Annotated in this window: 12 protein-coding genes; 10 read left to right on the top strand and 2 right to left on the bottom strand. The window is 60.6% G+C overall.

All coding sequences use genetic code 11. The features are described 5' to 3' along the window. Nucleotides 1–52: 52 nt before the first annotated feature. From oppB to SIC14_RS17400, 7 genes are all read left to right on the top strand, one after another. On the top strand, nucleotides 53–976 hold the full coding sequence (gene oppB / locus SIC14_RS17430) for an oligopeptide ABC transporter permease OppB (protein WP_412563179.1): 924 nt from the start codon (nucleotides 53–55) through the stop codon (nucleotides 974–976). A gap of 11 nt (nucleotides 977–987) precedes the next feature. Continuing rightward, nucleotides 988–1,917 (top strand): ABC transporter permease, encoded by a 930-nt coding sequence (locus tag SIC14_RS17425; protein WP_412563178.1) that lies wholly within the window; start codon nucleotides 988–990, stop codon nucleotides 1,915–1,917. A gap of 1 nt (nucleotide 1,918) precedes the next feature. Continuing rightward, nucleotides 1,919–3,733, top strand: a complete 1,815-nt coding sequence (locus SIC14_RS17420; protein WP_412563177.1) for a dipeptide ABC transporter ATP-binding protein — start codon at nucleotides 1,919–1,921, stop codon at nucleotides 3,731–3,733. Between the two features lie 354 nt (nucleotides 3,734–4,087). Then, entirely contained in the window at nucleotides 4,088–5,572 is a 1,485-nt protein-coding gene (locus SIC14_RS17415; protein WP_412563176.1) for an NCS1 family nucleobase:cation symporter-1, read from the top strand. A gap of 177 nt (nucleotides 5,573–5,749) precedes the next feature. Then, nucleotides 5,750–6,127, top strand: coding sequence for a hypothetical protein (locus SIC14_RS17410; RefSeq protein ID WP_412563175.1), 378 nt, complete (start codon nucleotides 5,750–5,752; stop codon nucleotides 6,125–6,127). A gap of 124 nt (nucleotides 6,128–6,251) precedes the next feature. Beyond that, nucleotides 6,252–7,706, top strand: coding sequence for a xylulokinase (gene xylB / locus SIC14_RS17405; protein ID WP_412563174.1), 1,455 nt, complete (start codon nucleotides 6,252–6,254; stop codon nucleotides 7,704–7,706). Beyond that, nucleotides 7,703–9,004: a cytochrome-c peroxidase gene (locus SIC14_RS17400; RefSeq protein WP_412563173.1), complete on the top strand. Its 1,302-nt coding sequence runs from the start codon at nucleotides 7,703–7,705 to the stop codon at nucleotides 9,002–9,004. Before xylB ends, SIC14_RS17400 begins: the two co-directional genes overlap by 4 nt. A gap of 8 nt (nucleotides 9,005–9,012) precedes the next feature. Here SIC14_RS17400 and SIC14_RS17395 read toward each other — a convergent pair whose 3' ends face one another. Then, on the bottom strand, nucleotides 9,013–10,566 hold the full coding sequence (locus SIC14_RS17395; protein ID WP_412563172.1) for a CRTAC1 family protein: 1,554 nt from the start codon (nucleotides 10,564–10,566) through the stop codon (nucleotides 9,013–9,015). Beyond that, a complete protein-coding gene (locus tag SIC14_RS17390) occupies nucleotides 10,556–11,770 on the bottom strand; it encodes an ROK family protein (RefSeq protein ID WP_412563171.1) in 1,215 nt (404 codons plus the stop codon). The genes SIC14_RS17395 and SIC14_RS17390 overlap by 11 nt, the downstream gene beginning before the upstream one ends. A 190-nt stretch (nucleotides 11,771–11,960) precedes the next feature. Between SIC14_RS17390 and xylF the strand changes: the two genes are divergently transcribed. From xylF to SIC14_RS17375, 3 genes are all read left to right on the top strand, one after another. After that, the gene (gene xylF, locus SIC14_RS17385; protein WP_412565890.1) at nucleotides 11,961–12,980 is read left to right on the top strand and encodes a D-xylose ABC transporter substrate-binding protein; all 1,020 of its coding nucleotides are present in this window, start codon (nucleotides 11,961–11,963) and stop codon (nucleotides 12,978–12,980) included. Nucleotides 12,981–13,139: 159 nt separating this feature from the next. Continuing rightward, nucleotides 13,140–14,447: a sugar ABC transporter permease gene (locus tag SIC14_RS17380; RefSeq protein ID WP_412563170.1), complete on the top strand. Its 1,308-nt coding sequence runs from the start codon at nucleotides 13,140–13,142 to the stop codon at nucleotides 14,445–14,447. Then, nucleotides 14,447–15,250: an ATP-binding cassette domain-containing protein gene (locus SIC14_RS17375; protein ID WP_412563169.1), complete on the top strand. Its 804-nt coding sequence runs from the start codon at nucleotides 14,447–14,449 to the stop codon at nucleotides 15,248–15,250. Before SIC14_RS17380 ends, SIC14_RS17375 begins: the two co-directional genes overlap by 1 nt. Nucleotides 15,251–15,310 lie beyond the last annotated feature (60 nt).

The raw sequence follows: 15,310 nt of genomic DNA, 5'->3' as shown, positions 1-15,310 counted from the left end.
TGATCCCGCCGCCCCAAATCGGGCGGCGGGGTTGCTAATGCGAGTGAGATAAATGCTCTCCTACACGATCCGGCGCCTGACGGTTGCCATTCCGACGATCCTGCTGCTGGTCGTCGCCTGCTTCTACATGATGCACTTTGCCCCCGGTGGGCCCTTCACCTCGGAACGTCCGCTGCCCCCCGCCGTTATGGCGAATATCGAGGCGCGCTACGGGCTGGACCAGCCGCTGTGGAAACAGCTCTGGGATTACCTGGTGAACATCTTTGTGCATTTCGATTTCGGCCCCTCGTTCAAGTTCAAGGACCGCGACGTCAATGACATCATCGCGCAGGGTTTCCCGATCTCACTGACCTATGGGTTCCTCAGCTTTCTGGTGGCCACCTTTGTCGGGGTTCTCCTGGGCGTTACTGCTGCCATCAAACACAACAGCTGGATCGATTATTTTGCCGTGTCACTGGGCATTGCGGCCCAGGCGCTGCCAAATTTCATCATGGGGCCGATCCTGATCCTGACCTTCACCCTGTGGCTGGAATGGCTGCCGGGCGGCGGCTGGCACGGCGGGCAGTGGCCCTATCTGATTATGCCGGTGATTGCGCTTTCCACCTCCTACATGGGCTCAATCTCGCGGATCACCCGTTCCTCAATGCTGGAGGTGCTGAACTCGAACTTCATCCGCACCGCCAAGGCCAAAGGCCTGTCCAACCGCGCCATCATCTGGCGTCATGCGCTGAAGCCGACAATGATGCCGGTGGTCAGCTATCTGGGGCCGGTGTTTGTCTATGTGCTGACCGGTTCGGTCTTTGTGGACATCTATTTCTCCACCGGTGGTCTGGGCCAGTCTTACGTCGGCTCTGCCCTGTCGCGGGACTATGCCGTGCTGTTGGGGGTAACGATCCTCTACGGTGTGCTGACCGTTGTTGTGAACCTCATCACGGATCTGGCCTACGCCTGGCTTGACCCGAAGATCCGTTACTAAAGGGGCGCGACATGTTTGCACGTTCTGAAAAAGCCACCAGCCGCGCCGAAAACGTGGCCGATACCGCGGTCATGCAGGGCCGTTCACTGCTGGCAGATGCCCGTTTGCGGTTCCGCCAGAACAAGGCGGCGATGGGCAGCTGTATTGTCCTGAGCCTTGTGGTTCTGTTTGTGATCATCGGCCCATTCTTTGCGGTTTGGGATCACGAAACCATCGACTGGACCGCTATGGGAGACGTTCTGGGGCTGGGCGCGCCGTCGCTCCAGTCAGGTCACTATTTTGGCGTCGATGATCTGGGCCGCGACCTTTATTCGCGCACCATCCAGGCCACGCGCACCTCACTGCTGGTGGGGCTGATCGGTGCCGGCATGGCGCTTCTGGTTGGCACCTTTTATGGCATCATTGCCGGCTACTTTGGTGGTCGTCTGGATGGGCTGATGATGCGGTTTGTCGATATCCTGCTGGCGATCCCATCTACCCTTGTCATCATCCTGATCCTTGTGGTGGCGGGCAAAAGCTTCACCGCGCTGTTTTTGGCGCTGGGGGCGGTCAGCTGGCTGACCATGAGCCGCATTGTGCGGGGGCAGACGCTGGCGCTGAAAAGCCGTGAGTTTATCGAGGCCGCCCGCGCGGGCGGCGTCTCGGACGGGGCCATTGTGGTGCGTCACATCCTGCCCAACCTGGCCGGTGTTGTGATTGTCTACGCCTCGCTCTTGGTGCCCGACATGATCTTGGCCGAAAGCTTTATCAGCTTTCTGGGCCTTGGGATCTCTGAGCCCAACACCTCGCTGGGGGCGTTGATTGCCGAAGGGGCAGGGACCATGGCCTATGGCACCCTCTGGCAGTTGCTGTTCCCGCTGTTTTTCTATGTGACCATCATCATCACCATGTTCTTCATCGGTGATGGGCTGCGCGATGCGCTTGATCCGAAGGACCGTTAAGATGTCTGTGCTTTCTGTAAATGACCTGAAGGTCGGCTTTGACACGCCAGACGGACGTGTCGAGGCGGTGCGGGGCGTGAGCTTCCAGATCAAGGCGGGCGAATGTCTGGGCATTGTTGGCGAAAGTGGCTCGGGCAAAAGCCAGAGTTTCATGGCCGCGATGGGTCTGCTGCCGCCCAATGGCAGCGCCACCGGCTCGGTCAAGTTTGCCGGCCAAGAGATCCTGAACCTGCCCACTGGCAAGCTGAACCAGATCCGCGGCGACCGGATCGGCATGATCTTTCAGGACCCGTTGACCGCACTGACCCCGCATCTGAGCGTTGGCGATCAGATGATCGAGGTTCTGAAGGTCCATCAGGGTCTGTCGGACCGGGCGGCGCGGGAACATTGCTTGCGCTGGTTGGATCGGGTCCGCATCCCCGAGGCGGCGCGCCGGATGAAACAATATCCGCATGAGCTGTCCGGTGGGATGCGCCAGCGGGTGATGATCGCGATGGCGATGCTTTGTGATCCCAAGCTGCTGATTGCGGATGAGCCGACAACCGCGCTGGATGTGACCGTGCAGGCGGAAATTCTGGACCTGATGCATGATCTGCAGGTGAACCACGGCACCGCTATTGCGCTGATCACTCATGACATGGGCGTTGTGGCGCGGATGTGTGACCGGATTGAGGTCATGCGTCTGGGCGGCTTTGTGGAAAGCGGGCGGGTGGATCAGATCTTCCGCGAACCGACCCATGTCTACACCCAGAACCTACTGGCGGCGATGCCCCGCATCGATGCGGTGGATGCCCCAGAAGGCACTGAGGCAGAGGCGAAAACGCTGCTGGATGTGGACGACCTGCGGGTCGAGTTTGACATCAAAACCTCGCGCCGCCTGTTTGCCAAGCCGACGCCTTTGAAAGCAGTCAACGGTGTGAGCTTTTCGCTGGCCGAAGGTGAGACGCTGGGGATTGTGGGCGAGTCGGGCTGTGGCAAGTCCACGCTGGCCCGTGCCGTTTTGCAGCTGATCCCGCCCACCGGCGGCGGTGTGGCCTGGCTGGGCACCGATCTGAACACGCTGAAAAAACGTGAGCTGACCAAACACCGCAAAGATCTGCAGATTGTGTTTCAGGACCCACTGGCCTCATTGGATCCGCGCATGACCATTTCGGCCTCCATTCAGGAGCCGCTGAAAACCTTCCATCCCGAACTCACCGCTTCCGAGCGGCGGCAGCGGGTGGAGGAGATGATGGAGCGGGTGGGCCTCGATCTGTCGATGATCAACCGCTATCCGCATGAGCTGTCCGGGGGGCAAAACCAGCGGGTTGGCATTGCGCGAGCGATGATCAACAAGCCGAGGCTGGTGATCTGTGACGAGGCCGTGAGCGCGCTGGATGTTTCCATTCAAGCGCAAATTCTGAAGCTCTTGAAAGAGTTGCAGGCCGAATTTGGCATGTCGATGATTTTCATCAGCCACGACCTGTCGGTGGTGCGGTCGATCTCGAACCGGATCATGGTGCTTTATCTGGGGCGGATTGTGGAACTGGCCGATGGGGAAACCATCTGTTCCGCCCCGCGTCACCCCTACACGCAGGCGCTGATTTCGGCGGTGCCCATCCCGGACCCCGAGGTCGAACGCAACCGCAAACGGATCACCATTCCGGGCGAATTGCCATCGCCGCTGGATCCCAAAGCTGCGCTGCGGTTCCTGCCCAGCCGGTTGGCACGGGGCGAGGTCGACTACGTGCCGCGTCTGGATGCGGTTGGACCGGGACACTGGGTGGCGGAACACGATCCACTGGAACAGATTTTGGCATCAGGAGAGGCTGGCTAAACAGCCCATACCCCTGACCAACTGAGGGCGTCTTGCATCCCGCAAGGCGCCCTTTTTGTGGGGCTGGGTTGCGATGCAGTTTGTGGCGGGCGGGCCACAAAACCAGCATATGTTCTATTTTTTACCAAATGGATGATTTTTAAGCCAATCCGTTCTACCAATGTGCCGTCCTGAGATTTGCGACGGGGAGGTCGCAGCAGGACATCTGGGGAGATCCGCAAGATCAACCAAGGAAGCGGTGCGGGCAGAAAACTGTCCGGCCTGAGTGCGCGTGGCTGCAACCACGGGCTTGCAATCTCCTGCGTTGTGGAGGACGAGGCAGGGGCACAGACGACCAAGGGAGGATCGCCAGAAATGGCAACGACAACAACAAATTACGATGCGGGGAATACGGTCTCTGCGCAGGGGATGACGGGCCTTGATCCGGCGCTGTTTAATGAGGATCAGCTGCCAACGACGGCGCAAGATCGCACTTGGAACTGGGTGTCCATCGCCGCGCTTTGGGTCGGGATGGTGGTCTGCATTCCAACCTATCTGCTGGCCTCCTACCTGATCGGTTCGGGGATGAGCTGGGATCAGGCGGTGATGACCATTCTGTTGGCCAATGCCATTGTGCTGATCCCGATGGTTCTGATTGGCCATGCCGGCACCAAATACGGCATTCCGTTTCCGGTGCTGCTGCGGTCGTCCTTTGGCCCGACCGGCGCCAAGATCCCAGCGGTGGCCCGTGGCGTGGTGGCCTGTGGCTGGTTTGGCATCCAGACCTGGGTCGGCGGCTCTGCGATCTATGTGATCCTGAACACGTTGACCGGCGGGGCTCTCACCGGGGGCGCGCTGCCGGTGCTGGGCATTTCAGCGGCCGAGTTCCTGTGCTTCCTCGCTTTCTGGGCGCTGCACCTCTACTTCATCAAGAACGGCACCGAGTCGATCCGCTGGCTGGAAACCTATGCCGCGCCTTTCCTATTGGCGATGGGTCTGGCGCTGCTTTACTGGGCGTACTCCAAGGCAGGCGGTTTCGGCGAGATGCTGTCGACCCCCAGCGCCTTTGACGCGGGCCAGCCGAAAGAGGGCCAGTTCTGGTCCGTGTTCTGGCCCAGTCTCACCGGCATGATCGGGTTTTGGGCCACCTTGGCGCTGAACATCCCCGATTTCACCCGTCACGCCCGTAGCCAGAAAGACCAGTTCCTGGGGCAGCTGGTGGGGCTGCCGATCCCGATGGCGCTGTTTGCCTTTATTGCCTCGGCCGTAACCTCGGCCACCGTGGTGATCTATGGCGCGGCGATCTGGGACCCGATTGCACTGGCCGAAAAGATGGGTGGCGCGTCGATCCTGATTGCCCTGTTTGCGCTGATCGTGGCCACGCTGACCACCAATCTGGCGGCCAATGTGGTGGCCCCGGCACATGGGTTTTCCAACCTCGCGCCCAGCAAGATCAACCTCAAGCGGGGTGGCTACATCACCGCGGGTATCGGCATCGCCATGTTCCCCTGGATCCTGGTGAACCACATCGTGGGCTGGCTGATCGCCTATTCCGCACTGCTGGGTCCGATCGCGGGCATCATGCTGGCGGATTACTATCTGCTGCGTAAAACCAAGCTGGAGGTGGCGGACCTGTTCAAGTCCAACGGGATTTACTCCGCCTCCAATGGCACAAACTGGGCCGGTGTTCTGGCGCTGGTGATCGGGATCCTGCCCAACCTGCCGGGATTCCTGGCGGGTGTTGGCCTGACCTCGGGCACCTCGGATCTGTTTGCAACTCTCTATACTTACGCCTGGTTTGTAGGTCTGTTTGTTGCAGGCGCGGCCTATCTGGTTCTGGCCAAGGTTCTGAACAGATAGACCACTGGAACGGGGCGTTTTTCCTGCGCCCCGTTTGCCCACCCCGCGCCGATTGCAGCCGCAACGCTAGGGTGAAAAAACTTCTGAAAATTGTCGCGCCAGCCCTCAGACAGCCCCTCGTGCTGCCGTTATAGAGGCGTGGACCTCCAAGAACGGGTCCGATGTTTGGAGAGACAGATGATTTCAGGCAAAGCCGTTGGCGCTGTGGTGACCCTTGTGGTTGCCGGGCTCTGCATCAACCATTTTCGCTATGAAATCGGGGATATGATGCATCAGGACCGTAAGGTCATTGTCGCTGACATCAAGCTCGACAATCGCTGCGAGTTCCGCGACCACGTGTTCATTGCGCGCGACCTCAACAGCGGCAAATACGCCTCGTTCTCGGGCGGGCGGGCCAAGCTGCGCACCCGCGAGCGCAACCGCGTCACCATCGAGTTTTCGCCACAATACCGCGAAGTGACTTTCTATGCCCGCACCGTGCCGGTGGCCAAAGATATGGTCATGGTCGCCAAGTGCCGCGCCCCATCATTGATGGACATGAAATGGTTCGGCTGACCACGCGCGCCTGACCTCCTCTTGAAAACTCTGCTGTCCGGGTTTTGACCCATTGACGCCCCTTTGGCCTTTTGCTTAATTTCGAGAGGTAAAATAAATATCCCCGCGAGGGGAAGGGGGGACGATGTATTTGGGTCTGGACTTGGGGACCTCTGGTTTGAGGGCGCTGCTCACCGATGCAGAAGGGCAGGTCATTGGCGCAACCGAAGCCGCTTATCCGGTGGCCCATCCACATCCCGGCTGGAGCGAACAGGACCCGCAGGACTGGGTGGAGGCGGCAGAGGCCTGTGTGGCAACGTTGCGAAGGGCGTATTCCGGCCAAATGGCGGCACTCAGGGGCATTGGCCTGTCGGGGCAAATGCATGGGGCAGTTCTGGTTGATGACAGCGGCGCGGTGCTGCGACCTGCGATCCTGTGGAACGACACCCGCCCCCACGCCGAAGCCGCCGCGCTGGATGCACAGCCCGAGGTGCGCCAGCTGTCCGGTAATATCGTGTTCCCCGGCTTCACAGCGCCCAAATTGCTGTGGCTGGAACGGCATGAGCCTGAAATCTTTGCCAAGGTGCATAAGGTGCTGCTGCCCAAGGATTATCTGCGTTACTGGCTGACCGGGAATTATGTGGGCGACATGTCCGATGCAGCCGGCACCACCTGGTTGGACGTTGGCGCGCGGGATTGGTCGGACAGCTTGCTGGCGGCAGGGCATATGCGCCGGGAACAGATGCCGGATCTGGTGGAGGGCTCCGCCTCCTCAGGCAATCTGCGTCCCGCGCTGGCGCAGGACTGGGGGATTGCCGGGTCTGTTGTGGTGGCAGGTGGCGGCGGTGACAACGCTGTGGCAGCCTGTGGCGTGGGTTGTCTGCGGGAGGGCGAAGGCTTTGTCTCTCTTGGCACTTCAGGGGTGCTGCTGGCGGCACGTGACCGGTTTGCGCCGATGCCGGAAACGGCGGTGCACAGTTTCTGTCATGCGGTACCAGCGCGTTGGTATCAGATGGGGGTGATGCTGGCGGCCACGGATTGTTTGAATTGGTTGTCGGCGCGTTTGGGTCAGACACCCGCCACATTGGCGGGCGCGCTGCCGGATGTAATCTCGGGCCCGTCAGAGGTGACGTTTCTTCCCTATCTCTCCGGCGAGCGGACGCCGCATAATGACAGCGCGGTGCGCGGCGCGTTTCTGGGGCTGGATATTGCCAGTGACAACCGGCAGCTGACCCAGGCGGTGATGGAAGGGGTGTCCTTTGGGCTGCGCGACAGTCTGGAGGCGTTGAGCGCCACAGGGGCGGATCTGCACCATGTGCTGGCCATCGGCGGTGGCAACAAATCGCGCCATTGGGTCGAATTGCTCGCCACCGTGTTGGATCTTCCGCTGCATCTGCCCGCCGCCGGAGAGTTCGGCGCGGCCCTTGGTGCCGTGCGCCTCGCGATGGCGGCGGACGGGGTGGCAGCGCCAGAGGATCTGATAACCGCGCCGGAGATTGCCGAAACCGTTGCGCCACGTGCAGAGCTGCAGGCGGCGTATGAGGCGCGCTACCAGCAGTACCGCGCGCTCTATCCGGCCATCACCGGAGCCCTGTCATGAAGCGGCTTGCGGTCATCCCCTTGCTGGTTGCCGGTGCCGTGATGGCGCAGCCGGACCTTGGTCCCGCCCCGGTGTTTCCCGAAATGGACCCGGCGCGGGTCGAATTGGGGTGGCTGTTGTTCTACGATCCAATCCTGTCGGGCAATCTCAACATCAGCTGCGCCTCCTGTCACCACCCACGTTTTGGCACCTCGGACGGCCTGTCGCTGGGGGTAGGTGAGGGGGGGCAGCAATTGGGTCCGGACCGGCAGGTCACGGAGGTCAATACGCCGGAGCAGCGCATCCCCCGTAACGCGCCTGCGCTTTTCAACCTCGGGGCCGCGGAATTTACCGTGATGTTCCACGATGGTCGGCTGGAAGCGGATCCGGATCACCCTGACGGGATGCGCACGCCCTTGGGGCAGGAAATGCTGTCGGGCTTTGATTCCGTTCTGTCGGCACAGGCGATGTTTCCGGTTCTGTCAGGCGATGAAATGGCGGGGCATTATTCCGAGAACGAGGTTTCGCAGGCGGTGCGTCTGGGCCATCTGTCGCTGGAGGGCGGCGCCTGGGACAGGATCTCGGCCCGGGTGGCTTCAGTGCCGGAATACCGTGCGCGTTTTGATGCTGTGCTGGGGCAGGGGGCGCCGATCCGCTTTACCGATATCTCCAATGTTCTGGCCGATTTCATTCGGGTGGAATGGCGCGCCGATGACAGCGCCTTTGATCGATACATGCGCGACGGCACGCCGCTGACCGCAGAGGCCACGCGCGGGATGGATCTGTTTTACGGCAAAGCGGGCTGTGGCAGTTGCCATTCCGGCTGGTTCCAAAGCGATCATGACTTTCATGCGATTGCCATGCCTCAGATCGGGCCGGGCAAGGCTGCGCGGTTCGAAGATCACGCCCGCGACGAAGGGCGGATGCGGGTGACGGGCAGGGCGGAGGATGCCTATAAGTTCCGCACGCCTTCGCTGCGCAATGTGGTGCAGACCGGCCCTTATGGCCACGCCGGTGCCTATGCGGATTTGGAGGCGACTGTGCGCCACCACCTTGATCCTGTTGCAGCGCTGCAAAGCTACGATCCCGCGCTAGCGGTGCTGACAGTCCTACCCGGCGCGCAGGATTTGCGGGTCAACTCCGATCCGGCAGAGTTGGCGCGGATCGCGGCGGCAAATGAATTGACGCCAACCTCACTAAGTGACGCGGAGGTTCAGGATATCCTAAACTTCCTGCATTCCTTGACGGATGAGACATGGAGACAAGGGCGGCTTGGCGTGCCCGAAACGGTGCCAAGCGGCTTGCCTGTCGATCAGTAAGGGCGCGGTTAGAGTGGCGTGAAGGTCAGGGCGTTTTGGCCGGAGACCGCCAATCGTTGGCGGGTCTCCGCCGTGATCCAGTCTGACACTGTTTGATCGGGCCAGATCACCCGCAATTCCACTTGTTCCAGTGATCCCAGCCCAAAATGCAACGGCCCCAATGCACCGCCTGCATGACCGCCGCCGATGGTCACCTCTTGCACCCAAGTCCGACCCTCGGAACGCAGTTCGACATGGGCGCCCACCGCGTTGCGGTTATAGCCGTCTTGTATCAGGGCAATTTGCAGCCAGGCCCCTTCTGTGGGGCGGTTCTGGTAAAGCTCCATCTCGGCCCGCCGGTTCACCACCGCCAGATCCAAAGCGCCATCACCGTTCAGGTCCACCAATGCGGCACCGCGGCTGCGCTCCAACCCGGCGACGCCAACCGTTGCGCCCACCTCAGTGAAACCGCCGTCACTCTGCTGCAGCAACAGATTGTTGGGGTCTTTCATCGCGGCCACGGGCATCTGTTCCACATTGCCTTTTGCGATGAACAGATCCTCCAACCCGTCGTTGTTCACATCGCCAAAGGCCGCATGCCAGCCGGTGGACGGGCGGCCATCACCGCCGGTGTAGGGCCGGTGCGCGGTGGTGCCACGTTCATAGGTGGCGTCTTTGTAAGTGGGCTGGTCGGGCGTGCCTGCAAAATACTGCAGCTTCTGATCCCCCATTGAGGTCAGCATGACGTCGGCAAAACCATCGCCCGTCAAATCGCGCGAGGCGATGCCCATTCCCCATAGGTGATAAGGTGCCCAGCCCTCTGCCTCGGTGTAAAGCCGGGGGGTGGTCTCCATCGCCCACATCTGTTCCTGACCGTCGCGCACATAGTAATGCCGGTCGTTCGACACCCGCAGATCCGCACGGCCCTGACGGGCCCAGTCTGTAAACAGCATCGACAGGGCGCAGAACCCCGGTTCCAGCCGTGTGGGGGCGGCGTAGTGTTCACCCTGCGGTCGATAAAGCAGGGTGGCGTCACAGGTGCCAAAGGGCCCTTCAGGGTTGCTGCGGTCCACGTAGGTGCCAATGGCCAGCGTCGGCAGGGTTTGCCCCTCTTCCCAGGTGGCCGAAAACGCGGTGGACCAACTGCCGCCGCCGTCAAAACCAAGGGTGTCGAACGTCGCAAACTGGCAGTTGCCCAGGCCGCGCAGGATCTGGTCCGTGCCATCGCGCAGCACCATCAGATCGGTCAGCCCGTCGCTGTCGATGTCCAACGGATAGGCGCCGATCACCCCAGTCAGGGCGAGGGCGGCAGGGGTGTCCGCCTCAAAATGCAGATCCCCGGCAAGGTCCGTGCGGTTTTGCATCAGCTGTGCCGGTGTTCTGCCACCGGCGGCGTAAAGCTCGGGCAGGGTGTCGCCGTTGCAGTCAAACACCGCCAGTCCGCCGCCAACAAAATGTTCCCATCCGCCGGTATAGTGATGCTTGGGCAGGGGGCGTGGGGTGAAATCGGGCAGGGTCGGCTCTGCCATAGCAGGTGTGGCGCAGAGAAGCGCCAGACCCCATCCTGTCAGGTTACGCGGCATTTTGGGCCAGCCTCCGTACGGTTTGGGCGCTGACCCGTTCCACCGCGTAAGCGGCGGCGCCTTTGGCCCACATCAGGTTGCCCCAGCTGTTTTCAATCACCTCCGGCAATGGCGCGTCGACTTGAACCACGGATTGGCGCATTTCCTCGATCACCTTGTCGGTGATCAGATAATCCATCGATTTATGGGTGCCTGAAACGATGATCAACTCGGGGTCGAAGATGTTGATGACATTGGCCAGGCCCATCGCAAACATTCGCCCGGCCCGATCAAAGATCGAACTGGCCAGTTCATCCCCCTGTCGGGCCGCCTGATGTAGCGAATCCACGGTCTGATGCGGGGTCTGATCGCTGAGCAGGCTGGCTTCGCGCAGGATTGCGTAATCACCAACATAGGCCTCCAGGCAGCCGCGCTGGCCACATTGGCAGAGCGCACCGGAGAGCTGCACCTTGGTATGGCCAAACTCTGCCCCGCAGCCGCGGGTGCCCCGGTAGATCTGATCATCCAGCACGATCCCCATGCCCACACCATGTTCGATGGTGATGACGATGAAATCGCTGAAATCGCGGCCCTTGCCAAAAAGGTGTTCGGCCTTAGCCACCAAATTGGCGTCGTTTTCCACAAAGATTGCGCAGTCCAGATGCTGGCCCAGATGCGCGCCCAGATCGACGTTGCGGCTGGTGAGTGAGGAGGACCAGTAAACAAAGTTGCGCGGCGCATCGACCAACCCCGCAAGCCCGACACACAGCCCGGACACTTCGCCCACGCTAAAACCACCCTTGGCGCAGGTTTGTTCAAGCGCGGTCATGATGGCACGGCACAGCTCATCTGCCTCCATCCGTGGGGTGGGCAAGGGCATGTCGTGTTCGACCAGCTCTTTACCTTCAAAATCGATGATGAGAACGGTGATCTCATCGTGGCCCACCTTGATGCCGGCCAGCTTGTGCGCTGCGCCGTTCAAGGCAAGGGAGACCCGAGGCCGGCCACGTTTACCGCCCGCCTTGTTCTCAGGCTGCACCTCGCGGATCAAACCGGCCTCTAACAGCTCCGAGGAAATCGCGGTCACGGTTGCCGGGCTGACGCCGGTTTCGCGGGCAATATCGATGCGGGCAATCTCGCCATGCAAACGGATCGTTTCCAACACCTGCTGGCGGCCGCTTTCACGCAATTCGCCGGTGTGGGAGGGGCGGTCAACCTGTGGCACGTTACAAATCTCCTCGGTATTTACGCAATTTTTACAGTGTTTTGCATAGGTCTCGCAAGGGTTGTTACCATTTGTAACTTGATTTAATTTGAGAATCAAAAAAATAATAGAGACACCAAACACATTCACATCCCCTGTCATGGAGGGCAGCGGGGTTTGGGTACTAACGGGAGGAAATACAATGAAACTCATGAAATCTGTGGCGCTGGCCTCGGTTCTGGCGCTCAGCAGCGCGGGTGCCTGGGCGGCGGATCTGACGGTTGGCGTCAGCTGGTCGAACTTCCAGGAAGAGCGCTGGAAAACCGATGAAGCCGCCATTGTTGGCGCGCTGGAAGCGGGAGGCGCGGAGTATATCTCGGCGGATGCACAGTCGTCCTCGTCCAAGCAGCTGTCGGATGTGGAAAGCCTGATCGCTCAGGGCGTTGACGCACTGATCATTCTGGCCCAGGACGCGCAGGCCATTGGCCCCGCCGTGCAGGCCGCAGCCGACGAAGGCATCCCGGTGATCGCCTATGACCGTCTGATCGAAGATGACCGCGCGTTCTACCTGACCTTCGACAACGTCGAAGTGGGGCGTCTGCAGGCACAAGCCGTGTTTGATGCGATGCCCAAGGGCAACTACGTGATGATCAAAGGCTCACCCACCGATCCCAACGCAGACTTCCTGCGCGGTGGTCAGCAAGAGATCCTGGACGCGGCCATTGCGGCAGGTGACATCAAAATTGTCGGCGAGGCCTACACCGATGGCTGGCTGCCCGCCAATGCACAGCGCAACATGGAGCAGATCCTGACCTCGGCGGACAACGCGGTGGACGCGGTTGTGGCATCGAATGACGGCACCGCTGGTGGTGTTGTAGCCGCGCTGACCGCACAGGGTATGGAAGGCATTCCTGTCTCGGGTCAGGACGGCGATCACGCGGCGCTGAACCGCGTGGCCAAAGGTCATCAGACCGTGTCGGTCTGGAAGGACGCCCGCGAGCTGGGCAAAGCCGCTGGTGAAATTGCCGTGCAGCTGGCCGGGGGCGCGATGCTTGGCGACGTCAAAGGCTCGATGAGCTGGACCTCGCCCGCGGGCACCGTGATGACCTCGATGTTCCTGGCGCCGAACCCGATCACGCAGGACAACCTGTCCGTTGTGGTTGATGCCGGCTGGATCACCCAAGAAGCCCTGTGTCAGGGTGTCGAAGGTGGCCCCGCGCCCTGTAACTAAAACATCAATAGGGACGTGTAAGTCTCTGTAAGAAAACCATGAACGCCATGACCTAAGGCTTTCATAAGATCGGTCTCCCACCGGTCTGGGGATGCCCCGCCCAGATGGGGTATCCCTCCCTCACCACAACCTTCTAATGCTGACGATTGGAGTTCGGTCATGACCGACGCCACCACGCAGCCGACCCAAACCCAAGAGACCCAGATCAAGCGGTCCCTGTTCCAACAGCTGGAACTGGACACCCGTCTGTTGGGCATGGTCGGCGCCTTCATCATCCTGTGCATCGGGTTCAACCTGCTGACAGACGGGCGGTTCCTCACCCCGCGCAACATCTTTAACCTGACGATCCAGACTGTTTCCGTCGCCATCATGGCCTCTGGTATGGTCTTTGTGATCGTCACCCGCCATATCGATCTCTCCGTTGGGGCGCTGCTGGCCACCTGTTCCGCTGTCATGGCGATGGTGCAAACGCAGGTGCTGCCTGACATGCTGGGCTTTGGTCTGAACCATCCGGCCACCTGGGCCATCACCATTGCGGCCGGCCTGTTTGTGGGCACGTTGATCGGGGCGTTTCATGGCTGGATGGTCGGCTACCTGAGCATCCCTGCCTTCATCGTGACCCTTGGCGGTTTTCTGGTCTGGCGCAATGTGGCCTGGTATATGACCGACGGCCAAACCATTGGTCCGCTTGACAAAACCTTCCTGATCTTTGGTGGCATCAACGGCACGATGGGCACCACATGGAGCTGGATTATTGGGCTGTTGGCCACTGCAATGGCGCTGTTTGGGCTGTGGTCGGCGCGCCGGTCCCGTCAGGGGCATGGCTTCGCGGTCAAGCCGCTCTGGGCCGAGCTGACGCTGGCGGCGCTGACCTCTGGGGCGATCCTTGGCCTTGTCTGGATCCTGAATTCCTACCTGATCCCCGCCCGCAGGCTGAAACGCATGATGGAAGCGCGGGGCGAAACCATGCCGGAAGGGCTGGAAGTGGGCTATGGCCTGCCAATCTCGGTGTTGATCCTGATCGCTGTCGCGGTGGTGATGACATTGATCGCACGGCGCACCCGACTGGGCCGCTATATCTTTGCCACTGGCGGCAACCCGGATGCAGCAGAGCTGTCGGGCATCAACACCCGCCTGCTGACGGTGAAGATCTTTGCCCTCATGGGGTTCCTCTGCGCCTTGTCAGCGGTTGTGGCCTCTGCCCGTTTGTCGAACCATTCCAATGACATCGGGACCTTAGATGAACTGCGCGTGATTGCGGCGGCGGTGATCGGCGGCACGGCATTGTCCGGTGGTCTTGGCACCATCCACGGCGCCATCCTTGGGGCGCTGATCATGCAGGCGCTGCAATCGGGCATGGCGATGGTAGGCGTTGACGCGCCGTTCCAGAACATCGTTGTGGGCACCGTGCTGGTGCTAGCGGTTCTGATCGACATCATCTACCGCAAGAGAGTAGGAGCGAAGTAATGGCGACGGCAAAAGAACTGCGCGCCTCCGGCGCAACCCCCTTGGTGGAAATGAAGGATATCTCTATTGCCTTCGGCGGTGTCAAAGCGGTGGACCACGTGAGCGTTGACCTGCATCCCGGTGAAGTTGTTGGACTTTTGGGGCATAACGGGGCAGGAAAATCGACGCTGATCAAGATCCTCTCGGGTGCCTATCACATGGACGCGGGTGAGATCCGGATCAACGGCGACAAGGTGGAAATCACCAATCCCCGCGATGCTCGCACCCATAATATTGAGACGATCTACCAGACGCTGGCGCTGGCGGATAATCTTGATGCGGCCTCTAACCTGTTTCTGGGGCGTGAACTGGTAACACCTTTTGGGCTGGTGGATGACGCCGCGATGGAGGCCGACTGCCGCAAGATCATGGGGCGGCTCAATCCGAACTTCCGCAAGTTCTCCGAGCCGGTTTCGGCGCTTTCGGGTGGGCAGCGGCAATCCGTGGCTATTGCGCGGGCGGTCTATTTCAACGCCAAAATCCTGATCATGGATGAGCCCACCGCGGCTCTGGGTCCACATGAAACCCAGATGGTGGCCGAGTTGATCCAGCAGCTGAAGGCAGAGGGCATCGGGATCTTCCTGATTGACCATGACGTCCATGCGGTGATGGAGCTGTGTGATCGTGCCTCGGTGATGAAAAACGGGCAACTGGTTGGCACGGTGAACATCGAAGATGTCACCGATGATGACCTGCTGTCGATGATCATTCTGGGCAAGAACCCGGGTGAGAAAACCGGTGAGATGTCGGACAGCGTAGCCTAACATTTTGATAGAAAAGACGCATCCCACAAGGCGCGGGATGCGCGAAATTCACAAGGTAAG

The sequence above is a fragment of the Thalassobius sp. MITS945101 genome, assembly GCF_047123305.1.
Lineage (GTDB): Bacteria > Pseudomonadota > Alphaproteobacteria > Rhodobacterales > Rhodobacteraceae > Thalassobius.
The sequence above is the reverse complement of the archived record's forward strand: the minus strand, read 5'-3'. Positions and strand labels throughout refer to the sequence as shown.

What these genes read in the sequence shown, in the direction of transcription:
- oppB (WP_412563179.1), top strand. Translation starts at nt 53, where the DNA reads ATGCTCTCCTACACGATCCGGCGCCTGACGGTTGCCATTCCGACGATC.
- SIC14_RS17425 (WP_412563178.1), top strand. Translation starts at nt 988, where the DNA reads ATGTTTGCACGTTCTGAAAAAGCCACCAGCCGCGCCGAAAACGTGGCC.
- SIC14_RS17420 (WP_412563177.1), top strand. Translation starts at nt 1,919, where the DNA reads ATGTCTGTGCTTTCTGTAAATGACCTGAAGGTCGGCTTTGACACGCCA.
- SIC14_RS17415 (WP_412563176.1), top strand. Translation starts at nt 4,088, where the DNA reads ATGGCAACGACAACAACAAATTACGATGCGGGGAATACGGTCTCTGCG.
- SIC14_RS17410 (WP_412563175.1), top strand. Translation starts at nt 5,750, where the DNA reads ATGATTTCAGGCAAAGCCGTTGGCGCTGTGGTGACCCTTGTGGTTGCC.
- xylB (WP_412563174.1), top strand. Translation starts at nt 6,252, where the DNA reads ATGTATTTGGGTCTGGACTTGGGGACCTCTGGTTTGAGGGCGCTGCTC.
- SIC14_RS17400 (WP_412563173.1), top strand. Translation starts at nt 7,703, where the DNA reads ATGAAGCGGCTTGCGGTCATCCCCTTGCTGGTTGCCGGTGCCGTGATG.
- SIC14_RS17395 (WP_412563172.1), bottom strand. Translation starts at nt 10,566, where the DNA reads ATGCCGCGTAACCTGACAGGATGGGGTCTGGCGCTTCTCTGCGCCACA.
- xylF (WP_412565890.1), top strand. Translation starts at nt 11,961, where the DNA reads ATGAAATCTGTGGCGCTGGCCTCGGTTCTGGCGCTCAGCAGCGCGGGT.
- SIC14_RS17380 (WP_412563170.1), top strand. Translation starts at nt 13,140, where the DNA reads ATGACCGACGCCACCACGCAGCCGACCCAAACCCAAGAGACCCAGATC.
- SIC14_RS17375 (WP_412563169.1), top strand. Translation starts at nt 14,447, where the DNA reads ATGGCGACGGCAAAAGAACTGCGCGCCTCCGGCGCAACCCCCTTGGTG.